This window comes from Streptomyces sp. AM6-12 (assembly GCF_044327085.1).
Taxonomy (GTDB): domain Bacteria; phylum Actinomycetota; class Actinomycetes; order Streptomycetales; family Streptomycetaceae; genus Streptomyces.
Window position 1 is genome coordinate 3,059,490 of record NZ_JBIQWN010000001.1, and the last position, 22,308, is coordinate 3,081,797.

The following is a 22,308-nucleotide window of genomic DNA, read 5'->3' on the forward strand; positions in this document are numbered from 1 at the left end:
GCGCTCGGCGCGCGCACTCCGGGAGTTCTTCCACTGACACCTGCGCGGGTCGTCCACTTTTCAGCGGATCCTTCGGCCACCGCGCCCTCTGCGAGCGCGCGGCAACGACCAGCGGTCTTTGGCTTCGGGGATGAGCGTACGGGACCGGGGCGCCCTGGAGCAAATCGGGCCCCGGCCCCCGTGGGCTCAGGAGGTGAGGCCGGTGCCGCCGGTCGTGGTGCCGCCCGAGGGGCTGTTGACGCCGGCCGACTTCATCATGTCGGCGATGTCCATGGTGTCGGAGGCCGGCGGCGCCTCGGCGGAGACCGGCACGCCGTAGTCGCTGTAGTGGGCGGTGGTGGTCAGCGTGCCGTTGGCGGTGGCCGCCTTCACGCTCTGCTTGACCAGCAGGTTCTGGTCGTTGATCCAGATGTCGACGGTCTCGGTGGTGATCCCGGACTTGGTCAGCTGCTGCTTGAGCTCCGAGAGCTGGGCCGCGGTGAGGTTGCTGGTCCGGCCCGCCAGGGCGGCCACGTCCACGGTGCCCGCGTAGTGCCGGGTGTGCGTGCCGTCGACCGTCTCCTGGCCGACCTCCTTGACGTCCCCGGAGGCCAGCAGCACCTTCACCGACTGGTTCGGCGTGGACGACTGGAGCTGCTCCTTCGTGAACGCTCCGGACGCCCCGCCGGCCTTGGCCAGGTAGTTGTAGTCGTACTTGATCCAGTGCTTGCCGCCCCCGGCCTGCCGGGCGAAGGTGTCGCTCATCTTCGCGTAGTAGCCGTCCCGCAGGTAGCGGATCGCCATGCTGGAGCTGCCGGCCTTGCTCATCATCTCGGCCATCTTGCCGCCGGTGTAGTCGACGGTCACGTTGCCCTTGAGGCCGTCGCTCCAGTCGAAGGAGCCGTTCTCCGTCAGCTTCATGACATCGCCCATGGAGATGTCGGCGCGCACCTTGGCCGAGTCGGCCTTGTCCGTGGACTGCTCGACATTGCGCAGTACGGCCGCGACGGGGCTGAGGTGGACCGTGCTGTCACCCGACGCCTTGCCGTCGCCCTTCCCGGAGCCCGAGGAGCCGCACGCGGCCACCCCGGTCAGCGCTGCCACCACGGCCACGGAAAGGGTCACCCGGCGTGCGGTGCTCGTCATCTGGTCCTACCCCCATACAAGAGTCACGTCGTACGACAAGCTCGTACACAGAAAGGACGGGCCCCGCACCTCAAAGGTTGCAGGGCCCGCCCTTCGGTCACGCGTACCGGACGCGGCTACCGGGTGAGCGCGGGGCTCAGACGGCGGCCGGGTCCTCCTCGACGAGGAGGTTGCGGGTGCGGTTCGGATCGAGCTGGATGCCGGGGCCCATCGTGGTGGTGATGGCGGCCTTCTTGATGTAGCGACCCTTGGCGGCGGACGGCTTCAGACGGAGGATCTCCTCCAGCGCGGCGCCGTAGTTCTCCACCAGCTTGGTGTCGTCGAAGGACACCTTGCCGATGATGAAGTGCAGGTTCGAGTGCTTGTCGACGCGGAACTCGATCTTGCCGCCCTTGATGTCCGTGACGGCCTTGGCCACGTCGGGGGTGACGGTGCCGGTCTTCGGGTTCGGCATCAGACCACGGGGGCCGAGGACGCGGCCGAGGCGGCCGACCTTGCCCATGAGGTCCGGGGTGGCGACGACGGCGTCGAAGTCCAGGCGGCCCTTCGAGACCTCGTCGATCAGCTCGTCGGCGCCGACGATGTCGGCGCCCGCGGCACGCGCGGCCTCGGCACGGTCACCGGTCGCGAAGACCAGGACCCGGGCGGTCTTACCGGTGCCATGCGGAAGGTTCACGGTGCCACGGACCATCTGGTCGGCCTTGCGCGGGTCGACACCCAGGCGGAAGGCGACCTCGACGGTGCCGTCGAACTTGGTCGTGGAGGTCTCCTTGGCGAGACGGACGGCCTCGAGCGGGGCGTACAGCTTCTCCCGGTCGATCTTGGCGTCCGCAGCGCGGAGAGCCTTGCTGCGCTTGCTCACAACTTGCTCCTGTGTGTTCTGTAAGGAGTCGTGGTATCCGGGCCGAGCAGGCCCTGCCACGTGCGGCCGGCGGCGGCCGCATTACCTGCTGGTGGTGGTCAGCCCTCGACCGTGACGCCCATGGAGCGCGCGGTACCGGCGATGATCTTCGCCGCGGCGTCCAGGTCGTTCGCGTTCAGGTCGGGCATCTTGGTCGTGGCGATCTCGCGGACCTGCGCCTCGGTGATCTTGGCGACCTTGGTCTTGTGCGGCTCGCCGGAGCCCTTCTCCACACCCGCGGCCTTGAGGATCATCTTGGCGGCCGGCGGCGTCTTGGTGACGAAGGTGAAGGAGCGGTCCTCGTAGACCGTGATCTCCACCGGGATGACCCAGCCACGCTGCGACTCGGTCGCGGCGTTGTAGGCCTTGCAGAACTCCATGATGTTGACGCCGTGCTGACCCAGCGCCGGGCCGACCGGCGGAGCCGGGTTGGCGGCACCGGCCTGGATCTGGAGCTTGATGAGCCCCGTGACCTTCTTCTTCTTGGGAGGCATAGCTCTCCGGGTCCTTTCGGTTCGGGTCCTGCCCGCTTCCGGGGACGACCCGGATGCAGGCATACCGCACAACGATAACGGGTATAGATGCGCGGCTGAAAACCGAGCAGGTCAGACAGGCTGTGATCAGCCCGTCCGACCTGTTCGGAAGCGGTGGTCCAGAAGGACTAGTTCTTCTGGATCTGGTCGAAGGAGAGCTCGACCGGCGTCTCGCGGCCGAAGATCTCCACCAGGCCCTTGACCTTCTTGGAGTCGGCGTTGATCTCGTTGATCGTCGCCTGGAGGGTGGCGAACGGGCCGTCGGTGACGGTGACCGAGTCGCCGACCTCGAAGTCCAGCACCTGGACCTCGACCTTGCGCTGCGGGGCGGGCTTGCCCTCGGCCTCGGCGGCCTCGCGGGCGGCTTTCTCCTCGGCCTCCGGGGCGAGCATCTTGACGATCTCGTCCAGGGTCAGCGGGTACGGGTCGTACGCGTTGCCCACGAAGCCGGTGACGCCCGGCGTGTTGCGGACGACGCCCCAGGACTCGTTGGTCAGGTCCATGCGGACCAGGACGTAACCCGGCAGCTTGTTCTGCCTGATCGTCTTGCGGTCGCCGTTCTTGATCTGGACGACCTCTTCCTGCGGCACCTCGGCCTGGAAGATGTAGTCCTCGACGTTCAGCGAGACGGCGCGCTGCTCCAGGTTGGTCTTCACGCGGTTCTCGTAGCCGGCGTACGTGTGGATGACGTACCACTCGCCGGGCAGGGTGCGCAGTTCCTCGCGCAGGGCCTGGACGGGGTCGACCGGAGCGGCCGGCTCCTCCTCGACGGCCTCGGCGGCGGCTTCTTCGTCGCCCTCCTCGGCGGCCTCGACGGCGGCGTCCTCGTCCTCGGCGGCCTCGTCGTCCGCTTCGTCCGCGTCCTCGGTGTGCAGCGCGGCCTCCTCGGCCGGCTCGCCCGCCTCGGCCTCGGCAGCCTCGAACTCGTCCTGCTCGTCCGCGCCCTCGACGATGTCGAGCTCGTCGTCCACCATCTCGGCAGCGTTCCCGCGAGACTCGGTGGCGTCGTCGTTCAGGTTCGGGTCAGACACGATGGCTGCTTCTTCCTGGATACATAGGGGTGGAACATGCGAAAACGGGCGCCGGTGCCACGGCGCCCTTCGCTCTTGGCTCAGCCGAAGACGTACTTGGCCGCGTGGTTGAGCCCATAGTCAATCACGGTCACCAGCGCGATCATGATGGCGACGAAGAAGATCACCACAGTGGTGTACGACGTCATCTGGTTGCGCGAGGGCCAGACGACCTTGCGGAGTTCCGCGATGATCTGGCGGTAGAAGGTGGCCAGCCGCTTCAGCGGACCCTTCTTGGCGCGCTTGCCGCCCTTGCGGGCCTTCTTCTTGGCCTCAGGCACTTCGTCCTGGGCATCAGGCGTGTCGATGGAGCCCACGGCGTCCGTCATAATCCTCACCTGATCCCGGGTCGTGGCCGTGCCGCGCCCGGTTACTGAGCCGCACGGCGGTGCATTGCTGTACGTACAAGCGCACACATCCTGGCGGTGTGTGTAGCAGGGCCGGAGGGACTTGAACCCCCAACCGCCGGTTTTGGAGACCGGTGCTCTACCAATTGAGCTACGACCCTTTGTGTGTCCCCAACGTACCGCATCCGAGCGGGTGCTCGGTGGCACCGGCCGCATCGGGCCGCTGGAGGCCAACGAGGTGAGAGTGTACGTGGTCGCGGGCCCGGCGTCGAACAGAAAGTGCCCGCCCGTGCGTCCGGCGGCGAAGATCGTCCAGGCCGGGCGGCGTATTCGGATACCCGTTCACGCCTGGACCCGAAGCCGTTCAGACTGTGAAACCCGTGTGCCCGGGACATTTCCGGTCTGGAAGCATGGGCTCCATGAGCGCTGCAACCCCTCCCACCGAGCGCCGGGTCTCCGCCCGAGTCGGCGCGATCTCCGAGTCCGCCACCCTCGCCGTGGACGCCAAGGCCAAGGCCCTGAAGGCCGCCGGGCGGCCGGTGATCGGCTTCGGTGCCGGTGAGCCCGACTTCCCGACCCCGGACTACATCGTCGAGGCCGCGATCGAGGCCTGCAAGAACCCGAAGTTCCACCGCTACACGCCGGCCGGCGGGCTGCCCGAGCTGAAGGCCGCGATCGCCGCGAAGACGCTGCGCGACTCCGGCTGGGAGCCCGACGTCTCGCAGATCCTCGTCACCAACGGCGGCAAGCAGGCGATCTACGAGGCGTTCGCCGCGATCCTCGATCCGGGCGACGAGGTCATCGTCCCGGCGCCGTACTGGACCACCTACCCGGAGTCGATCCGTCTCGCGGGCGGTGTCCCGGTGGAGGTCGTGGCCGACGAGACCACCGGCTACCGGGTCTCCGTCGAGCAGCTGGAGGCGGCGCGCACGGAGAAGACGAAGGTGGTGCTGTTCGTCTCCCCGTCCAACCCGACCGGCGCGGTGTACTCCGAGGCCGAGACCGAGGCGATCGGCCGCTGGGCCCTGGAGCACGGCCTGTGGGTGCTCACGGACGAGATCTACGAGCACCTGGTCTACGGCGACGCCGTCTCCGTCTCCCTGCCCGCGCTGCTGCCCGAGCTGCGCGACAAGTGCATCGTGGTCAACGGCGTGGCGAAGACGTACGCCATGACCGGCTGGCGGGTGGGCTGGGTCATCGGCCCCAAGGACGTCGTCAAGGCCGCGACCAACCTCCAGTCGCACGCCACCTCGAACGTGTCGAACGTCGCGCAGGCCGCCGCTTTGGCCGCCGTCTCCGGTGACCTGGAGGCCGTGGCGAAGATGCGCGAGGCGTTCGACCGGCGCCGCAAGACGATCGTGCGGATGCTGAACGAGATCGACGGCGTGCTCTGCCCCGAGCCCGAGGGCGCCTTCTACGCCTACCCGTCGGTCAAGGCGCTGCTCGGCAAGGAGATCCGCGGCAAGCGCCCGCAGGACTCGGTCGAGCTGGCCGCTTTGATCCTGGAGGAGGCCGAGGTCGCGGTCGTACCGGGCGAGGCGTTCGGCACCCCCGGCTACCTGCGGCTGTCGTACGCGCTGGGCGACGAGGACCTGGTGGAGGGCGTGAGCCGGATCCAGAAGCTGCTGGCGGAGGCCAGGGACTGACCTCCGGACGCTTGGGAGGGGCACATACGGATACCCGTATGTGCCCCTCGTTCGTTTGTCCGGGCAAGACCTCGACCGGGGAAACGGCTACCGGGAGGGCAGGGGTGTGCGGCAGGATCTGGGAATGGAGCGTGTACGTGATCTCTCTGAGCTGCCGAAGGCCCATCTGCACCTGCACTTCACCGGCTCGATGCGGCCGGGCACCGTCCTGGAGCTGGCCGACAAGTACGGCGTACGGCTGCCCGAGACGCTGTCGGAGGCGCTGACCAGCGGCGAACCGCCGAAACTCAGGGCCACGGACGAGCGGGGCTGGTTCCGCTTCCAGCGGCTGTACGACGCGGCGCGCTCCTGTGTGCGCGAACCGGAGGACATCCGGCGCCTGGTGCGTGAGGCCGCGCTGGAGGATCTGCGGGACGGCTCCGGCTGGCTGGAGATCCAGGTGGACCCCACCTCGTACGCGCCCCGGCTCGGTGGGCTGATCCCCACCCTGGAGATCATCCTGGACGCGGTGGAGGCCACCTCGCGGGAGACCGGGCTCGGGATGCGGGTCCTGGTGGCCGCCAACCGGATGAAGCACCCGCTGGACGCCCGCACGCTGGCCCGGCTCGCGGTGCGGTACGCGGACCGGGGCGTGGTGGGCTTCGGCCTCTCGAACGACGAGCGGCGGGGCATGGCGCGGGACTTCGACCGGGCCTTCCACATCGCGCGCGAGGGCGGCCTGCTGTCGGCCCCGCACGGCGGCGAGCTGACCGGCCCGGCCTCGGTGCGGGACTGCCTGGACGATCTGCACGCGGGCCGGATCGGACACGGGGTGCGTGCGGCGGAAGACCCCCGGCTGCTGAAGCGGCTGGCGGACCGCCAGGTGACCTGCGAGGTGTGCCCGGCGTCCAATGTGGCCCTCGGCGTGTACGAGAAGCCGGAGGACGTACCGCTGCGCACCTTCTTCGAGGCGGGCGTCCCGATGGCGCTGGGCGCCGACGACCCGTTGCTGTTCGGCTCCCGGCTGGCCGCCCAGTACGAGATCGCACGCCATGCCCACGGTTTCTCGGATGCCGAACTGGCGGAACTGGCCCGCCAGTCCATCCGCGGCTCGGCCGCCCCGGCGGACGTCAAGGCACGGCTGCTGGCGGGCGTGGACGACTGGCTGACGTCCTAGGAGGCCGGGGCCGGGTCCTCAGAGGCCCACGCCCACCATGACGGGCTCGTTGACGAGGGTGATCCCGAAGGCCTCGCGGACCCCGGCGACGACCTCGCGGGCCAATCCGAGGAGGTCCTCGGTGGTGGCCTCGCCGCGGTTGGTGAGGGCGAGGGTGTGCTTGGTGGAGATGCGGGCGGGGCCGGTGCCGTAGCCCTTGGTGTAGCCCGCCTTGTCGATCAGCCAGGCGGCCGAGGTCTTCCTGCGGCCCTCGCCCGCCGGGTACGCGGGCGGCTCGACGCCCTCCCCCAGCCGCTCGCGCACCCGCTCCCGGAACACGGCGAACTGCTCCTCGGTGAGGATCGGGTTGGTGAAGAAGGAGCCGGCCGACCAGGTGTCGTGGTCGTCGGCGTCCAGCACCATGCCCTTGCCCGCGCGCAGCTTCAGCACCGTCTCGCGGGCCTGGCCCAGCGGCACCCGGTCCCCCGCCTCGACGCCGAGCGCGCGGGCCGTCTCGGCGTACTTGACCGGCGCGGACATCCCGCCCGCGTCCTCCAGCTCGAACCGGACGCGCAGGACGACGTACCGCTCGGGGTCGGCCTTGAAGCGGCTGTGCCGGTACGAGAAGTCGCACTCCTCGTTGGCCAGTGTGACCGTCTCACCGGCGCGCCGGTCATAGGCGATCACCTCGGAGATCGTCGCGGAGACCTCCTGGCCGTACGCGCCCACGTTCTGGATCGGCGTGGCGCCCGCGGACCCCGGAATCCCGGCCAGGCACTCGATTCCGGCGAGCCCGGCCTCGACGGTGCGCGCGACGGCGTCGCTCCACACTTCCCCGGCCGCCAGCTCCAGGGTGGTCCCCCGCAGCTCGACCCCTCGGGTGGCGATCCGCAGCGCGGTCCCCTCGAATCCCTTGTCCCCGATGACGAGGTTTGATCCCCCGCCGATCACCAACAGCGGCGTTCCGCTGTCGTCCGCCTCCCGGACGGCATCGATCACCTCGGCATCGGTCTCGGCGGTCACCAGCCGCAGCGCGGGACCGCCCAGCCGGAACGTGGTCAGCGGGGCAAGGGGGGCGTCGTGGAGTACGTGCACGGGGGCAAGACTACGAGAACCGCCGGGCGGGCCCGGTCACGGCTACGGCTGTAGGGGGCGGACGAAGTTCCGGCTGCCGTTGTGGTGGAACACCGTGAGACCGGCCTGCGAGGCGCCCTCCGGGAGGGCGGCCCAGCGTTCGACGCGCGCGATCTCGGAGCACTCGGCGGCACCGATCGCTCCCGCGAGCCAGACGTCGGCGGCCTCACCGGGCTGCGGGGCGGGCGCCGCGAACGGGGTGTCCGTGACCGGCCGCTCCTCGTGCACGATGCCGGAGGGAGCCTTGGCCTCGCCGGCCTCAGCGCAGGACTGGCCGCGGGTCACGCCGGGCGTGTTCTTCACGGTGCCGATCAGCCAGTCCTGGAAGCGTTCCGGGCGCATGTGGTGCGTTCCTGGCAACGGGCCGCCTGCCCCGAGTGGTGACCGGGGGCAGGCGGGCAGGCGGTGGGGAGGTCAGTTGTACGAGGCGTACGCCACGAACTCCGCCCAGGCCTCCGGCGTGAGCGCCAGCCGGGGGCCATCGGTGTCCTTGGAGTCACGGACATGGACGGTGCCGGAGGTGACAGCAAGCTCGACGCAGGAGTTGCCGTCGTTGCCGCCGCTGTAGCTGCTCTTGAACCACGCCAGCTCGGAGGCGTCCCCGGCAGTGGTCTTGCGGATCATGTTTCTCCCAGCAGTTGCTCGATGAAGGGCAGTGACTCTCGTGGCGAGAGCGCCTGAGCCCGGATAGTGCCATACCGCAGCTCAAGGATGTGCAGGTGTTTGGGTTCGGAGACCGGGCGGCCGTTGAAGACCCCGTCCGACCGGCCCACCGCCGTACCATCCGGGAACTTGAGCAGTTCGATCCTGCCATCCAGCCCTGGGTGAGGTTCGGCGTTCGTCGGCATGACCTGAAGCGTGACATTGTGCAACCGGCCCACCTCCAGCAGATGTTCGACCGACTGCCGAGCCAGCCTCGCAGCCACCATGCGCTCCAGGTCGTCCGGCGAATACGGCGGTTGCCGTGCCTGAATCAGAGCCCGTGCGTGCTCAGGAATTTGCAGCAAGCCGTTGATGCTCTGCGACTCGTACACACCGATCTCGACCGCCTTGGCCTCCAGCTTCCCCAGGTCCCGAACCCCTTTCGGGTACCTGACCTTCTTGACGTCCTCCCACGTCGCCTCGATGACCCCGTTCGCGTTCAGCACCCGGTCGGCGTTGACCAGGTACTGCCGCTTGGGGATCCGCTTCCCGCCCTCGACCTTGTAGACGAGATCCTCTCCGTACCCGATGAGCGCCCCGAACTGCGGGGCACGCATTCCCGCCGCCTCGCGCAGCAGCTTCAACTGCCGTCCCACCATGGTGATCACGGCGACGCCCCACTCGTCGTCCGGATCGACCTCCCAGCCCGGCTCGTCCACCTCTTCTTCGGGCTGTACCGCCTCGTCGACCGACATCTCGTACCCCTCTGTCGTCCCGCGCGCGTTCCGCGTCGCACTACCCGGAGCAACGATCCCGACAGCCTGGACAGCACCGGACAACCAGCCGACAGTCACCGCACGCAACCGCTCGATCACTCCTCACGGTAGGCATTTCCGGCCACGCTGAACGGCATGAACCAGAAATTCGCCCAGGCCACGGCCCAATCCCCCACGCGCTTCCCGGACTTCAGCCTGCTGCTGTCGTCCACCCGCCGGGGCGCCCGGCTCGCCCGGCTGCTCACCGAGGCGCAGCTGCGGCGCTGGGGGCCGCCCACGGAGACCGCGAGCCATCTCGTGGCCGAGCTGGCGGCCAACGCCGTGATGCACGGCCGCATTCCGGGGCGGGACTTCCGGCTGACGCTGAGCCTGGCCGGGAACACGCTGCGGATCGAGGTCACGGACACCCGCGGGGAACTGCTCCCCACGCGGCAACGGCCCGCCGAGGACGCGGAGTCGGGCCGTGGCCTGCTCCTCGTGGACGCTCTGGCGGACCGCTGGGGGGTGCGGCAGGGCCGGTTCCCGTGCAAGACGGTGTGGGCGGAGTGCTCGGTCGGCTGATCAGCCGGCCGCGTTCTCCAGGACCGGCGCGGCGGGGCCCTCGGCCGTGGTCTTCGGCCCGGCGGCGCGGCCCCTGCCCGGAATGGCCAGCGCGGCGAGGGCCGCGAGGGCGACCACGGCGGCGCCGGTGACCAGCGCGGGGCGCAGGCCGTCCACGAAGGACTGGGCGGAGGTGTAGCCGCCGTATGCCGAGAAGATCGAGGACATGACCGCGATGCCGAGCGCCCCGCCGACCTCGCGCAGGGCGTTGTTCGCGCCGGAGGCGATGCCCTGCTCGTGCGGCCGGACGCTGGACATCACGAGGTTGGCGGCCGGGGCGAAGTAGAGGGCCATGCCGACGCCGCTGAGGATCAGGGCGGGCAGCTGGACGCCGTAGGAGGCGTGCGCGGTGACGACGCAGGCCATGTAGGCGAGGCCGCCGGCCTGGAAGATCAGGCCCGCGGCGACGACCGGTCGGCCGCCCACCCGGTCCGAGAGGATTCCGGCGAGGGGCGCGACCAGCATCGGCATGCCGGTCCAGGGCAGCATCCGCAGCCCCGCGTCGGTGGGCGAGTAGCCGAGGACGCCCTGCATGTACTGGCTGAGCAGGAAGATCGAGCCGAACATGCCGACGAACATGAGCAGGCTGGCCGCGTTGATCCCGGAGAAGGCGCGGGAGCGGAACAGGCGCATCGGCAGCATGGGGTTGGCGGCGCGGGAGCCGTAGACCACGAAGGCGACGAGGAGCGCGCCGCCGGCCGACAGGGCGGTCAGGACCACCGGGTCCGTCCAGCCGTCGGAGGGGCCGCGGACCAGGCCGTACACGATCCCGAAGAGGCCGCCGCTGGCGAGCAGGGTGCCGGGGACGTCCAGGCGGGCGCCGGTGCCGTGGGACTCGGCGAGGCGGAGGCGGGCGAGGGGCAGCGCGATCAGGCCGAGTGGAACGTTCAGCCAGAAGATCCAGTGCCAGGACACGTGTTCGGTGAGGCTGCCGCCGATGAGGGGCCCGGAGGCGACGGCGAGGCCGTTGACGGCGCCCCAGATGCCGTACATGGTCCCCCGCTTGGCGGCGGGCACGGCCGCTGTCAGCAGGGTCAACGTGAGGGGCATCATCACGGCCGCGCCGACGCCCTGTACCGCGCGGGCGGCGATCAGGGAGTCGATGCCGGGGGCCATCGCAGCGGCGGCGGAGGCGCCGGTGAAGATCGTGAGCCCGGCGATGAACAGCCGCCTGCGTCCGAACCGGTCGCCGAGCGCGGCACCGAACATCAGCAGGCAGGCGAAGGTGAGCGTGTACGCGCTCACCGTCCACTCCAGGTCGTCCAGCGCCCCGCCGAGGTCCTTGCGGATGGCGGGCAGGGCGGTGGTGACGACGAGGTTGTCCAGGGCGGCCATGAAGCCGGCGACGCTGGTGACGAGGAGGGCCCAGCCGGCGCTCCCGCGGGGCTGTGCGGTTTGTTCGGTCTGCTCGGACTGTTGTGACATCGCTCCCCCGGAGAAATGAGTTCTCGGTGTCTTCGGTGTGTCGGGTTCGATTAGTGATTGATGACTAACTTTTGGACATGGGTGTGCCCCCGTAGGCACCCCCGGTCCGCTCCGCCCTAGGCGTCCGGCGCGCCCGCCCGCCGCTCGAACGGGACGGTGTGCAGGCCCTCCCACACACGGTGCTCGCGCGGGAAGCCCATGGCCACCAGGCAGTTGATGAGCATTCCGTAGGCCATGAACTCGGTCGTGTCGGCCACGCACGCGCCGAGCGGCAGATCGATCGTGTCCCACAGCCGCATCCAGCCGGCCCGTACGGCCTCGCCGAACTCCCGGTCGCCCTCCTCCTCGGCGGCGGCGACGGCCAGGTACATCTGCATCTGCATCATCAGGCGCGCGGGCTGTTCCGCCATGGCCCTGGTGTACGCCTCGGCCATGGCGTGCAGGGCCTCGTCGCCCTCCAGACCCTCGGTGGCCTGCTCGAACATGCGGATGGTGTCCTCCACGCAGCGTTCGGCCGCCGCGAGGAAGATCGCCCGCTTGCCCGGGAAGAGCCGGAAGAGGTACGGCTGCGACACGCCGACCCGCTTGGCGATGGCCTCGGTGGAGGTGCCGTAATAGCCACCCCGGCCGAACTCCTCCGTCGCCGCGCGGATGACGCTCTCGCGCCGTTCTTCTGCACTCATCCTGACCACAAAAGTAAGTTAGTACTCAGTTACTAACTTCGCAACGGAGGTCGGGCGGGAACTTGGGCGCCCTGGGCGCGAGTAAGGGGCGCTTCGCCATGGAGAGCGCCCCTTACTCGCACACCGCTTCCGCGGCCGGTCCGTCCGCCGTCAGGCGAGCCGTACGACCGCCCGCGACATCCCCAGCACCTTCTGGCCGCCACTGGTCGCCGTGAGGTCCACGCGGACCGTGTTGTCGTCCAGCTTGGCCGCGACCTTGGCGCTGACCTCGATCAGGGCGCCCTGGTCGTCATTGGGCACCACGACCGGCTTGGTGAAGCGGACGCCGTACTCCACGACCGCGCCCGGATCACCGAGCCAGTCGGTGACCACGCGGATCGCCTCGGCCATGGTGAACATGCCGTGCGCGATGACGTCCGGCAGGCCCACCTCCTTGGCGAACTTCTCGTTCCAGTGAATGGGGTTGAAATCCCCGGAGGCACCCGCGTAGCGCACGAGGGTGGCACGCGTCACAGGAAAGGTCTGGGCCGGCAGCTCGGTGCCGACCTCGACATCGTCGTAGCCGATCTTCGCCGTCATCAGCTGCTCAAACCTCCTCGGCCGCGCGGGCCACGAGCTTGGTCCAGGCGGTCACGACGAGTTCGCCCGCCTCGTCGTGCACCTCACCGCGGATGTCCAGGATGTCGTTGCCCGCGAGCGACTTGATCGCCTCGATGGTGGAGGTGACCGTGAGCCGGTCGCCGGCGCGGACCGGGCGGCGGTAGACGAACTTCTGGTCGCCGTGCACGACCCGGCTGTAGTCCAGGCCGAGCTGCGGGTCCTCGATCACCTGGCCGGCGGCGCGGAAAGTGATCGAGAACACGAAGGTCGGGGGGGCGATCACGTCGGAGTGCCCGCACGCCTTGGCGGCCTCCGGGTCCGTGAACACCGGGTTGGTCTCCCCCACGGCCTCGGCGAACTCGCGGATCTTCTCCCGGCCCACCTCGTAGGGCGCGGTGGGCGGGTAGGTCCGTCCCACGAAGGACTGGTCGAGCGCCATGGCCCGGCACCTCCTGATGTCTGGATGTGAGGGTCCCAAACTATCCGGGGCCCGGAACCGGCCGGAGGCCCGACCGTGAAAACGCCGCGAGGCCGCCCCCTCGAAAGGGGACGGCCTCGCGAACGAGCCTATTTATCGCGTTTCGCGGTGCGCGGTGTGCGCGTTGCAACGCGGGCAGTGCTTCTTCATCTCCAGTCGGTCCGGGTTGTTACGCCGGTTCTTCTTGGTGATGTAGTTCCGCTCCTTGCACTCCACGCAGGCCAGCGTGATCTTCGGGCGGACGTCGGTGGCAGCCACGTGAGTGCTCCTAAGACGAACAGAATGGGCTAGTTCAACGCAAGAAAGAGTAGCCGATTGAAGGACCGACCCCGCAATCGGCTACTGTCAGTAGCGGTGACCGGACTTGAACCGGTGACACAGCGATTATGAGCCGCTTGCTCTACCGACTGAGCTACACCGCTTTGATGAGATCGGGACCCGCCTTACGACGGGAACCTCTCACATCAGAGCCCCAAAACGGAATCGAACCGTTGACCTTCTCCTTACCATGGAGACGCTCTGCCGACTGAGCTATTGGGGCGAGCGATGAAGACATTACACGGTCCGCCGCCGTTCACCCAAATCCATATCCCCACGGGCTCGGGATGCCTGCCGTCGAGGCTCACGGGCGGGCCTCCGGGGACCGTGGGGGGCGGCTGTCAGGGGCTGTTGGGGGCTGTTGGAAGGCTGTCGCCAGTTGCCGGGAGCCGGCCAGGTGCCTGCCGGGGTCCCCGGCCGGGGGGCGGCTGAAGCGGAGACGAATCGGCGGGGCGTGCACGCCGGGTTGCCGCGCGAGCCGCAGGAGCAGGGCGGGTGGGGCGCGGCCGGGGGCCTGGAAGATCACGCTGGGTAAGGCCAAGCGGAAGGCGGTGGGGCGCGCGGAGCACGCCGCTGCTGCGGAACACGCCGCTGGCGCCGAGCGGGTCGCTGGTGTCCAGCGGGCCGCATCGCCCGGCGGGCAGGCGGGGCGACCGTACGGGCCCCGTGGGGATTCCGGAGACCGGCGGGCGGGAGAGCACTGCCCGCGTGCCACGCGGCCCCCGTACCCCTGCACCACGCCGGTACGACTATTGCGCTCCTGCGGGACCTGTGCCGTTCGTCACCCTAGGCTCGACACGCCCTGTGTGATCTTGGGGCGCCCCGAACCCCCGGTCGCCGGTCACGGCGCGTCACCGGCTCCCCCTTGCCCTCCCGAGATTCCCGACCGCCCCGGCCACCCCGCCCTACCCGACCTTGGAGCGCGATGCCCGACAGCCAGCCGCAGCCGCACCTGCCGTCGAACTCGTCGAATCCGTCGGGCGGTCTGCTGCTGTGCGGGGCGCGGCTGACCGACGGCCGGACCGTGGACGTACGGCTGGGCGGTGGCCGGATCGAGGCCGTGGGCACCGCGGGCAGCCTGGCGCAGGGGCCGGCCCGCGCGGGCGCCCAGCGCGTCGACCTCTCCGGCTACCTGCTGCTGCCCGCCCCGGCGGAGCCGCACGCGCACGGCGACACCGCCCTGTCCGCCGAGCAGGCGGGCCCGGCCTCCTGCGCCCCCGAGGACGTCCAGCGCAGGGCCACCGAGGCGACGCTGCTCCAACTGGGCCACGGGGCGACGGCGGTACGGGCGCACGTGCGCGTGGGCGACGTACAGGGACTCGGCGCGCTGGGCGCCGTACTCCAGGCGCGGCGGGCGCTGCGGGGGCTCGCGGAGCTGACGGCGGTGGCGATGCCCCGGCTGCTGACCGGGGTGGCCGGGGCGGACGGCCTGGCGATGCTGCGGGACGCGGCGAAGATGGGCGCCGCGGCGGTGGGCGGCTGCCCCGACCTGGACCCGGATCCCACGGGGTACGTGGAGGCGGTCCTGGACGTGGCCGCCGAGCACGGCCTGCCGGTGGACCTGCACACGGACGCCGCCGACCCGGCCCGGCTGTCCCGGCTCGCGGCGATGGCGGGTGGCATGCGCCCCGGCGTGACGATCGGCCCGTGCACCGGTCTCACGCGCCTGTCCGCCGACGCCGCCTCCCGCGCCGCGGACCAGCTCGCGGCGGCCGGGGTGACGGTCGTATGCCTGCCCCAGGGCGGTTGCGGCGGCAGCGACCGGCGGGGCGCGGCCCCGGTACGGCTGCTGCGCGCGGCCGGGGTCCGGGTGGCGGCCGGCAGCGGCGCGCTGCGGGACGTGTCGAACCCGGTGGGCCGCGGCGACCCCCTGGAGGCCGCCTACCTGCTCGCCTCCGCCCACGGGCTGCGCCCGGAGGACGCGTACGACGCGGTGAGCACGACGGCACGCGCCGCGCTCGGCCTGCCCGGTGTCCGCGTGGAGGCGGGGTTCCCCGCGGAGCTGCTCGCCGTGCGCGGCGACCATCTGCCGGGCGCGCTCTCCCTGGCGTACAGCCGGATCGTGATCCACCGCGCGCGGGTGGTGGCCCGTACGAGCGCGGTCCGCGAGTACTGCAACTCGGCGGCGGCCCCGGAGCTGGGGCTGCCGCGGCAGGGGCGGGGCGAGGTGTCGTAGCGCGCGCCGGGACCGGGCGCGGCCGGGGTCAACCCGTGCGGCAGGCGGGAGTTTTCGGGCGTACGGTCTAAAGCATGCGCATTGTCATCGCTGGTGGTCACGGTCAGATCGCGCTGCGGCTGGAACGGCTGCTCGCCGCGCGTGGGTACGAGGTCGCGGGGATCATCCGCAAGCCGGAGCAGAGCGGCGATCTGTGGTCGGCCGGGGCGGAGCCGCTGGTGCTCGACCTGGAGTCCGCCTCGGTGGAGGAGGTCGCGGGGCTGCTGCGGGGCGCGGACGCGGCGGTGTTCGCGGCGGGCGCGGGTCCGGGCAGCGGTACGGACCGCAAGGAGACGGTGGACAGGGGCGCGGCGGTGCTGTTCGCGGACGCGGCCGTGCGCGCGGGCGTACGCCGGTTCGTGGTGGTGTCCTCGATGGGAGCGGACCCCGCGCACCAGGGCGACGAGGTGTTTGACGTCTATCTGCGCGCCAAGGGCGAGGCCGACGCGTACGTCACCCGTCAGAAGGACCTGGACTGGACGATCCTGCGGCCCGGCACGCTGACCGACGACGCCGGCACCGGACTGGTCCGCCTGGAGGCGCACACCGGGCGCGGCATGGTCCCGCGGGACGACGTGGCCGCCGTACTCGCGGAGCTGGTGGAGACCTCGTCGACGGCAGGTCTGACGCTGGAACTGACGTCCGGTTCGACGCCGGTGTCGGTCGCGGTGAAGTCGGTGGCGGGCAACTGAGGTTACGGCGACCGCTGTTGACCGCACCTCAGAACAACGGCAACTGACCGGGGAACTCGGGCACGACGTACCCGTCCAACGTGGGTTGCGCCGCCCCGAGTTGCGCCTTCCGCCGCGACCCCTCACAGGAGACGAGCCGCACGTCCTCCCGCCCCCCAGGCGGATCGTGCCGCGCGAAGCGTCCCGCGACGATGGCGATCTCACGGTGGCATACGGGACAGGTTCTGCGTCGGGAGGAGGACATACGGCCAGTGTGCCTGGTCCGGTCACGCCGGCGGCCACTCGCTCCGGAGGGACTGACGGTCGCGCCGACTTCGGGAGGGGCGGTGCTTGTGCGGCTTCGGGAGGGGCGGTGCTTGTGCCGACTTCGGGAGGGGCGGGGCCCTGCCCGCTTCGGGAGGGGCGGAGGCCGTGCCCGCTTCGGGAGAGGCGGGGGCCGTGCCCGCTTCAGGAGAGGCGGGGGCCGTGCCCGCCTCAGGTCCGTCGGCGGGCACGTCCGCTTCAGGAGGGGTGATGATCGTGCCCCTTCAGGTCAGCCCGGCGGGCACGTCCCCTTCAGGAGGGGTGGTGTCTGCGCCCACTGCTCGCGCGTCGGCGGTTCTGCCCGCCCCGCGTCGGCACCGGCGACCGCGTCCGCCTCGGGTGAGCCGACGGTGGCGTCCGCCTCAGGTGCGCGACTCCGCCTCCCAGTGCTCGGGGCCGACGCCGCGCCAGTCGATCAACGGCGAGTCCGCGACCTGCTCCGGCTCGATGTCCAGCCCGGCTCTGCGCAGGAACTCCACCAGGTCCCGCACGTTGTGCGCGAGCCCCAGGATCTCCCCGTCCACCCGGACCCGCCGCCCACCGCTCGGCGAGGGCAACTGGACGACGATGGGGCGCTTCCCGGCCATGTCTCCAGCATCGTCCGGACGGGGAGCACCCGCACCCGCACCGGGCTCTGCTTCTGGTTCCGCCGATCGGTATTCGCTCACTCGTTCGAGTCTAGTGCCGACCGCGAGCCATGTCGGCAGACACAAGAAGAAGCCCCCTCCGTACTGCGTTCGCAGTTCAGAGGGGGCTTCCCCAAGTGTGGCGGCGCCAGGATTCGAACCTGGGAAGGCTGAGCCGGCAGATTTACAGCGGGCTCAGTAAATTACCTACGACCTGCGGCTTTCCCTTTGCCTCCTCCCGCGGGGGGACACCTGGGGGGTCAGAGCCATCACAGCGACAGCTAGCGCCACTACGCCAGTGGCTGCTTCTATCGGAGGGGCCAGCGAGGGCACCAGGCGGACAAGTACGGCAACGGAGCCCCCCAGACTGGCAAGGCTGACAAATACAGGAACGTGTCGCCTCTTCCAGCACCTCCGCCATGCCCTCCTGAACAACGAGGGCGCCCACTTGTCCGCACCGGCCGGTAACTCTCGCGCTTCAGTCGGTAGGGTCATCGATGACCTCTCTCTGCACTCCAATGAGACGGTCAGGGCGGCTCCCGGTGGTGCGGGGGCCGCCTCTCGTTGGCCCACCACCCTGACGTCGGTCCAGAGTGAGGCAAACACCCTCAGCTTCGCACCCCATCCAAAAGACATGCACCGTTTGCTAATTCACGAAAGCATCGTTGCAGACGCGAGACTATTGGTGCAGAAGAGTGGGGTTGATCTGCGCGTTCTACCGTACCGCCCTATGCATTACTCGGTACTGCAAAGGGGCGGTACGGTGAAGGATCGTGCAGGTAACGAGGATGTCAACTCCCGCGCCGCACGCGCCACCTGGAGCGAGCAGCCGACGCACCCTCATCCCCGCACACCGCGCCTCTCGGCCAAGCACAGAACACCTAGCTCTAGCGTCACTGCACAGCATTGCCATCGCGTCTTGCTTCACCCGGCAACAGCCAGCGAGGAGCATTGCTTAGTTTTTACTAACCGCAGGCACCTTTCGACCCTCGGACGTTACGGGTGCACTATTTGGCGTCGCCGGAGGGCACCGCTGTGCAGTCGATGAAACCGTGCGCAGCGACCCGCGCAGGTCGCTGCGCAAGCCACCCGGACACCCTTGGTCCGCCGTTCACGGCGGCACCCGCATGCTCGGTGCGGACATGGGTGAAGCCGTGTGAAAGGTAGTACTGCTGGAGTCCCTCGTTGGTCGTCCAAGCGTCCAGGCGAAGCCATCGCGCCCCGGAACGGTACGCACGGTCGCCAGCCCAGTCGAGCAGCCGACCACCCAGGTTTTGCCCGGCATACTCACGAGCAACGGTGAGCTTGTTAACGAACATCGAGGGTTCGGCCAGTTCGCTGTCGGTCCAGAGTCCCTCTTCGGCCTCAGGCGTCAGCGTGATCGTGCCCGCGGTCACTTTCCCGTCTCGAAGCATGAACACCGTGCCCGCCTCGATGGTCGCCAGCAGCTTGTCTGCCGGATACGGGCGGCTCCACTGGTCCGACCCAAGGCCACGCAGCCAAGCTGATGCCTCCTCGCGGAAGGCAAGCAGCTTGGCCAGGTCCTGCGGCTCTGCGTAAGTGATGATCACGTGTGCTCACTTCGGGCGCCGAGGTCGCCGATCTCGTAGTTCATCCGGTTCAGGTCACCCCGGAATGTCGTGACAGTGCAGCGGATAGGTCGGTCCGACGAGTAGCCCGTACGCGTCCAGAGCAGCACAGGGACGCCAGGCCCCATCTCCAGGAGGCGGGCCTCTTCTGGCGTCGGCATGCGCGTTGCGATCTCGTCGTAGTAGCCGATCTGCTCGATGCCGCGTGACGCCAAATACCGGGTGGTCCCTTCCTCGATGTCTCCCGGTTCTGCCAGACGCGGCGACTCCTCGATCAGCCAACCTGGGTAGTAGGTCGCCTGCGTGGACCACGGCACATCGTCCACGTACCGGTGACAGAAGCGCAGCACCGCCTTGGTGCCCGCTTCCACACGAAGACGAGCGGCCACTTCCTTGGGTGCCGGCAGCATCTCTACGCGAAACGTCTGGTGCGGCCGTCGGCCGACATCCGTGACGTTCGTGTTGTACGCGTCCCCGTTCTGAGGGAAGTTCAGGTTCTCGAAGCGTGAGGCGTTCAGCTCGAAGACCTCATGTGACCGGACCTCGTACCCAAGGCCCTGACTGGAAGCGACCAGCCCCTCGCCGACCAGCAGACTTAGCCCGTTCCGGACTGTGTTCCGGGAGGCGTCGAAGCGGGCTTGCAGCTCACTCTCCGACGGGAGCCGGGAGCCCGGCGCAAAGGTCCCGTTGTCGATCTCACGCCGCAAGGCGTCGGCCACCTGCCGGTACTTCGGCTGCTTGTTCATGACCCCATCATGACGCACTCGCGCAACTCGTTGGTACATGTTGGCCCCAATCGCTTGACGGCTCACTGTCCGTGGGTGCAGCATCACTGCATCAGCTCGTACCAACAAGCTGAGCAGGTGGTCCAACACCTAAGTGTGGAGCATCTATGCCCGCCCGGAGGAAAGCCCCGCGAGGGGTGAGTACGAAGGAAGCGCCGGTTACTTGAGAACTCAACAGAGCGCCAAGTTCGGTGGGGAACGAGTCCCCGCCTCCGCAGCGGCCCGGGTGACGGCCGCCGGCGGCCACTTCGTGGCAGGTGAACGTGTCCTGCCCTGCGTACCGGCTCTGGAGAACAGTCCTGGGGATCAGCCCTTCATTGCGTGGAGGTCAACCCCAGGGGTGCCACCTGGTACGCGCCGCCCTGCTGGCGTCAGAGCAGTGACGATGACGCACCCGACGTTCCCGGCTCGGGGCCGGTGCGCTGTGGCAACGGCGTGCTGGTGAAGCCGTGTCCCTGCGATCTGCGGGAGGTCGGTCATGGGCCGACGACATATCTGGGCGCCCCGGTCCGCGGACCGGCCGGCGGCGCCCTTTCCCCTCTGGTCCGCTTCCTGGTTCGCGGCGCTTCGCGCTGCGGCCGGCTGCCTCTCCCGCCCGACCGGGCCCGCCGTGAGCGGGGCCCGAACGGGCGGGAGCGCGGGGAGCCGGAGCCGCCCTTGTGGCGGTCGGGCCCGTCCAATCACGACACCCCAGGGGGTTCGGATGTTCGGCAAGAAGCAGGAGTCGCAGGCGTCGGATCTGACCAGCGCGGATGCCTTCGTCAAGGGCCAGAAGATCTACGACCGTATGGAGCGCGGCGAGTGCAAGGACGTCACGTCCGAGCTGCACGCCACGTTCGGCACGAAGCCCAAGAAGGGCTGACCACACCCGCCCACTCACAGAACGGCGCGCGCCCCCGGAGTTGCAGCTCCGGGGGCGCTGTTCGGGCCGCTTCGCCTGCAAGGGAGTACACGACCCAATGAGTCACATCGTCACTGTTCAGGACGCTGTTACCGCGTTCGCCGACTGGATCGAGCCGACGGATGCGGAGCTGGACGCGATCGAGGAGGAGATGCCGCTGATCCTGGCGGACGTCGACCTGCTCGACGCGCAGATCATCACCCTGGACCGCATCCCGAGCGAGCTGGACGCCCGCCGCATCCGCCGGGCCCGCCGCCGGGTCCTGGCGGAGCGGGCGGCGCTGGCGAACCGCACCGCCGCCACGGCGAGCCTGCCGGGGGGTGCCGCATGAGCGCCACGACCGGACAGACCCTGACCGCCGCGCACGCCGAGGTGAAGGCAGAGATCTCGCGCACCGACAGCAAGACCTCCCTCCTGCTCGCCTTCGTCGGCGCCGTGCTGGCCGGCGGGTGGAGCGTCGGTAGCGGCCTCCACCTCACCGGGCCCGCCCGCATCGTCGGCGGCGCCGGTATGGCGCTGCTGCTGGTGGCCGCCGGGCTGCTGCTGTGGTCGGTCCGCCCCCACCTCGGCGGCCGGCACGGCTTCCCCCTGTGGGCCACCCTCACCCCCGAGCAGATCACCGACGCCCTCTCCGAGGACCTCGCCGCCGACATCGCGGGTCTGTCCCGCCTCGCGGTGCGCAAGTTCGCCGGCCTGCGCCGAGCGGTCGACCTCACCCTGGCCGGCGGCGCCCTGCTCGTCCTCGCCGCCCTGCTCGCCTTCGGGGGTGCGGCATGAGCGGGCCGGCCGTACGGATCGACTCCCTTCCGGAGCCGGTCGTGGCGCTGCTGCGGGCGGTGCACGAGGCGCTGGACCTTCCCCTGCCGGGCCTGACCGACGCCGACGAACGCGCCTACCACGTGCTCATGCACGACAGGGCCAGCCACGCACGGGTCGTCCTGTCCGGTGTCCTCGACAACGGCCACAACCTGGGCCCCGCCGCCGCCATGCTGAACCAGTGGACGGCCGGCGCACCGGTCACCTACACCCCCTGGATCGATCGTGGGGGTGCGGCATGAAGGCCAAGACCGTGCTGCCCGCGGTCGCGATGACGGCCGTTTCGATGGTTCTCACGCTGGCCGTGGTCGTGATGTGGCTCGGTGCCGCGATGCCGTGGCCGGTGGCCCTGGTCGTCGGTCTCGGGATCGACGGAGGATGGCTGGCCACCCTCGCCTACGAGCGGCGCCTCGCCGCGCAGGGCGACCACAGCCGGACCGTGACTGCGGTCGGCTGGTTCTTCGGGATCATCGCGACCGGTGTCCTGATCACCCACGCCCTGACCGCAGAGCACGCGATCGGTGCGTGGCTGGCCGTGGCGTGGCTTCCGATCGCCGCGAAGGCGCTGTGGCTGGTCCACGGGCTGTGGGAGCGGACCGCGCTCACCGCGACCGCGCTCGATCAGATCCAGTCGATCCAGCAGGAAGCGCGGGACGAAGCGGCCGTGGCCCGTGCCCGGCTGCGGGCCGGGGCGGTGACCGAGGAAACCCGGCTCACCGCCGTGACAACAGCCGGTGCCCGCGTCGCCCGCGTCCAGGCCAAGACCGCCGGCCACCTCGCCGGGGCCTGGTCGGAACTGGAAGGGGCCCGGCAGGGCGACGGCACAGGGCAGGCACTCGCCAGCGTCGCCACCGGGTGGGAACTGCCCGCCTGGAACACCGCGCCGACCATCGATGCGAATGCGGAGGAATCGACCGGGAACGGTCGAGAACGGTCTATCGCTGACCAGCCGGAATCGACCCCGGCCA

At 69.9% G+C, this 22,308-nt stretch carries 27 protein-coding genes, 4 tRNA genes and 1 pseudogene; 10 read left to right on the plus strand and 22 right to left on the minus strand.

All coding sequences use genetic code 11. The features are described from left to right. Positions 1-186 precede the first annotated feature (186 nt). From ACE4Q9_RS13695 to ACE4Q9_RS13720, 6 genes are all read right to left on the minus strand, one after another. On the minus strand, positions 187-1,125 hold the full coding sequence (locus ACE4Q9_RS13695) for a hypothetical protein (RefSeq protein ID WP_397984510.1): 939 nt from the start codon (positions 1,123-1,125) through the stop codon (positions 187-189). A gap of 136 nt (positions 1,126-1,261) precedes the next feature. Then, positions 1,262-1,987: a 50S ribosomal protein L1 gene (gene rplA, locus ACE4Q9_RS13700; RefSeq protein WP_145482786.1), complete on the minus strand. Its 726-nt coding sequence runs from the start codon at positions 1,985-1,987 to the stop codon at positions 1,262-1,264. Between the two features lie 98 nt (positions 1,988-2,085). After that, a complete protein-coding gene (gene rplK, locus ACE4Q9_RS13705) occupies positions 2,086-2,520 on the minus strand; it encodes a 50S ribosomal protein L11 (RefSeq protein ID WP_046419431.1) in 435 nt (144 codons plus the stop codon). Positions 2,521-2,687: 167 nt separating this feature from the next. Further along, positions 2,688-3,590: a transcription termination/antitermination protein NusG gene (nusG, locus tag ACE4Q9_RS13710; RefSeq protein WP_397984511.1), complete on the minus strand. Its 903-nt coding sequence runs from the start codon at positions 3,588-3,590 to the stop codon at positions 2,688-2,690. Between the two features lie 80 nt (positions 3,591-3,670). Then, positions 3,671-3,958: a preprotein translocase subunit SecE gene (secE, locus tag ACE4Q9_RS13715; RefSeq protein ID WP_397984512.1), complete on the minus strand. Its 288-nt coding sequence runs from the start codon at positions 3,956-3,958 to the stop codon at positions 3,671-3,673. A 106-nt stretch (positions 3,959-4,064) separates the two neighbouring features. Then, positions 4,065-4,137, minus strand: a tRNA-Trp gene (locus ACE4Q9_RS13720). 258 nt (positions 4,138-4,395) lie between these two features. On the opposite strand from ACE4Q9_RS13720, the gene ACE4Q9_RS13725 reads away from it, so the two are divergent. After that, complete coding sequence (locus tag ACE4Q9_RS13725; protein ID WP_397984513.1) at positions 4,396-5,622, plus strand: pyridoxal phosphate-dependent aminotransferase; 1,227 nt, start codon at positions 4,396-4,398, stop codon at positions 5,620-5,622. A 124-nt stretch (positions 5,623-5,746) separates the two neighbouring features. Further along, entirely contained in the window at positions 5,747-6,778 is a 1,032-nt protein-coding gene (locus ACE4Q9_RS13730; RefSeq protein WP_397984514.1) for an adenosine deaminase, read from the plus strand. 18 nt (positions 6,779-6,796) lie between these two features. Here the strand turns inward: ACE4Q9_RS13730 and ACE4Q9_RS13735 are convergent, their stop codons facing one another. The 4 genes from ACE4Q9_RS13735 to ACE4Q9_RS13750 form a co-directional block, all read right to left on the minus strand. Beyond that, positions 6,797-7,852, minus strand: coding sequence for a UDP-N-acetylmuramate dehydrogenase (locus tag ACE4Q9_RS13735; RefSeq protein WP_397984515.1), 1,056 nt, complete (start codon positions 7,850-7,852; stop codon positions 6,797-6,799). 42 nt (positions 7,853-7,894) lie between these two features. Beyond that, positions 7,895-8,233, minus strand: coding sequence for a hypothetical protein (locus ACE4Q9_RS13740; protein ID WP_397984516.1), 339 nt, complete (start codon positions 8,231-8,233; stop codon positions 7,895-7,897). A gap of 72 nt (positions 8,234-8,305) precedes the next feature. Next, entirely contained in the window at positions 8,306-8,515 is a 210-nt protein-coding gene (locus tag ACE4Q9_RS13745) for a DUF397 domain-containing protein (protein WP_397984517.1), read from the minus strand. After that, a complete protein-coding gene (locus ACE4Q9_RS13750) occupies positions 8,512-9,288 on the minus strand; it encodes a helix-turn-helix domain-containing protein (RefSeq protein ID WP_397984518.1) in 777 nt (258 codons plus the stop codon). The genes ACE4Q9_RS13745 and ACE4Q9_RS13750 overlap by 4 nt, the downstream gene beginning before the upstream one ends. A 156-nt stretch (positions 9,289-9,444) precedes the next feature. Between ACE4Q9_RS13750 and ACE4Q9_RS13755 the strand changes: the two genes are divergently transcribed. Continuing rightward, on the plus strand, positions 9,445-9,870 hold the full coding sequence (locus ACE4Q9_RS13755; RefSeq protein ID WP_397984519.1) for an ATP-binding protein: 426 nt from the start codon (positions 9,445-9,447) through the stop codon (positions 9,868-9,870). Here the strand turns inward: ACE4Q9_RS13755 and ACE4Q9_RS13760 are convergent, their stop codons facing one another. The 7 genes from ACE4Q9_RS13760 to ACE4Q9_RS13790 form a co-directional block, all read right to left on the minus strand. Beyond that, on the minus strand, positions 9,871-11,334 hold the full coding sequence (locus ACE4Q9_RS13760) for an MFS transporter (RefSeq protein ID WP_397984520.1): 1,464 nt from the start codon (positions 11,332-11,334) through the stop codon (positions 9,871-9,873). Positions 11,335-11,450: 116 nt separating this feature from the next. Then, entirely contained in the window at positions 11,451-12,026 is a 576-nt protein-coding gene (locus ACE4Q9_RS13765; protein ID WP_397984521.1) for a TetR/AcrR family transcriptional regulator, read from the minus strand. 141 nt (positions 12,027-12,167) lie between these two features. After that, positions 12,168-12,596, minus strand: a complete 429-nt coding sequence (locus ACE4Q9_RS13770; protein ID WP_397984522.1) for a MaoC family dehydratase — start codon at positions 12,594-12,596, stop codon at positions 12,168-12,170. A gap of 7 nt (positions 12,597-12,603) precedes the next feature. Further along, complete coding sequence (locus ACE4Q9_RS13775; protein WP_397984523.1) at positions 12,604-13,056, minus strand: MaoC family dehydratase N-terminal domain-containing protein; 453 nt, start codon at positions 13,054-13,056, stop codon at positions 12,604-12,606. A 132-nt stretch (positions 13,057-13,188) separates the two neighbouring features. Further along, positions 13,189-13,353 carry a 50S ribosomal protein L33 gene (gene rpmG, locus ACE4Q9_RS13780; RefSeq protein ID WP_003948671.1) on the minus strand — a complete coding sequence of 55 codons (165 nt, stop codon included), beginning with the start codon at positions 13,351-13,353 and terminating at the stop codon, positions 13,189-13,191. A 91-nt stretch (positions 13,354-13,444) separates the two neighbouring features. Next, positions 13,445-13,517: transfer RNA gene (locus tag ACE4Q9_RS13785), tRNA-Met, on the minus strand. Between the two features lie 46 nt (positions 13,518-13,563). After that, positions 13,564-13,636 (minus strand) — tRNA-Thr (locus tag ACE4Q9_RS13790). Positions 13,637-14,338: 702 nt separating this feature from the next. On the opposite strand from ACE4Q9_RS13790, the gene ACE4Q9_RS13795 reads away from it, so the two are divergent. Together ACE4Q9_RS13795 and ACE4Q9_RS13800 are read left to right on the plus strand one after the other, a co-directional pair. After that, the gene (locus ACE4Q9_RS13795) at positions 14,339-15,589 is read left to right on the plus strand and encodes a hydrolase (RefSeq protein WP_397984525.1); all 1,251 of its coding nucleotides are present in this window, start codon (positions 14,339-14,341) and stop codon (positions 15,587-15,589) included. Between the two features lie 74 nt (positions 15,590-15,663). Next, positions 15,664-16,320 carry an SDR family oxidoreductase gene (locus tag ACE4Q9_RS13800; protein WP_397984527.1) on the plus strand — a complete coding sequence of 219 codons (657 nt, stop codon included), beginning with the start codon at positions 15,664-15,666 and terminating at the stop codon, positions 16,318-16,320. 28 nt (positions 16,321-16,348) lie between these two features. On the opposite strand, the gene ACE4Q9_RS13805 is transcribed toward ACE4Q9_RS13800, so the two are convergent. From ACE4Q9_RS13805 to ACE4Q9_RS13825, 5 genes are all read right to left on the minus strand, one after another. Next, on the minus strand, positions 16,349-16,564 hold the full coding sequence (locus ACE4Q9_RS13805; protein ID WP_397984528.1) for a hypothetical protein: 216 nt from the start codon (positions 16,562-16,564) through the stop codon (positions 16,349-16,351). A 421-nt stretch (positions 16,565-16,985) separates the two neighbouring features. After that, positions 16,986-17,210, minus strand: coding sequence for a hypothetical protein (locus ACE4Q9_RS13810; RefSeq protein WP_397984529.1), 225 nt, complete (start codon positions 17,208-17,210; stop codon positions 16,986-16,988). A 179-nt stretch (positions 17,211-17,389) separates the two neighbouring features. Beyond that, a tRNA-OTHER gene (locus ACE4Q9_RS13815) sits at positions 17,390-17,488 on the minus strand. 768 nt (positions 17,489-18,256) lie between these two features. After that, positions 18,257-18,820 carry a GNAT family N-acetyltransferase gene (locus tag ACE4Q9_RS13820; RefSeq protein WP_397984530.1) on the minus strand — a complete coding sequence of 188 codons (564 nt, stop codon included), beginning with the start codon at positions 18,818-18,820 and terminating at the stop codon, positions 18,257-18,259. Next, a complete protein-coding gene (locus ACE4Q9_RS13825) occupies positions 18,817-19,584 on the minus strand; it encodes a GntR family transcriptional regulator (protein WP_397984531.1) in 768 nt (255 codons plus the stop codon). Before ACE4Q9_RS13825 ends, ACE4Q9_RS13820 begins: the two co-directional genes overlap by 4 nt. A 742-nt stretch (positions 19,585-20,326) precedes the next feature. Between ACE4Q9_RS13825 and ACE4Q9_RS13830 the strand changes: the two genes are divergently transcribed. From ACE4Q9_RS13830 to ACE4Q9_RS13850, 5 genes and pseudogenes are all read left to right on the plus strand, one after another. Beyond that, the gene (locus ACE4Q9_RS13830; RefSeq protein WP_397984532.1) at positions 20,327-20,485 is read left to right on the plus strand and encodes a hypothetical protein; all 159 of its coding nucleotides are present in this window, start codon (positions 20,327-20,329) and stop codon (positions 20,483-20,485) included. Between the two features lie 97 nt (positions 20,486-20,582). Further along, positions 20,583-20,855, plus strand: coding sequence for a DUF6284 family protein (locus ACE4Q9_RS13835; RefSeq protein ID WP_397984533.1), 273 nt, complete (start codon positions 20,583-20,585; stop codon positions 20,853-20,855). Next, positions 20,852-21,301, plus strand: coding sequence for a Pycsar system effector family protein (locus ACE4Q9_RS13840; protein ID WP_397984534.1), 450 nt, complete (start codon positions 20,852-20,854; stop codon positions 21,299-21,301). The genes ACE4Q9_RS13835 and ACE4Q9_RS13840 overlap by 4 nt, the downstream gene beginning before the upstream one ends. Further along, positions 21,298-21,582 (plus strand): hypothetical protein, encoded by a 285-nt coding sequence (locus tag ACE4Q9_RS13845; RefSeq protein ID WP_397984535.1) that lies wholly within the window; start codon positions 21,298-21,300, stop codon positions 21,580-21,582. Before ACE4Q9_RS13840 ends, ACE4Q9_RS13845 begins: the two co-directional genes overlap by 4 nt. Then, positions 21,579-22,253, plus strand: a pseudogene (locus ACE4Q9_RS13850) (hypothetical protein); the annotation flags it as partial. The gene ACE4Q9_RS13845 and the pseudogene ACE4Q9_RS13850, both read left to right, overlap by 4 nt. Between the last annotated feature and the right edge of the window lie 55 nt (positions 22,254-22,308).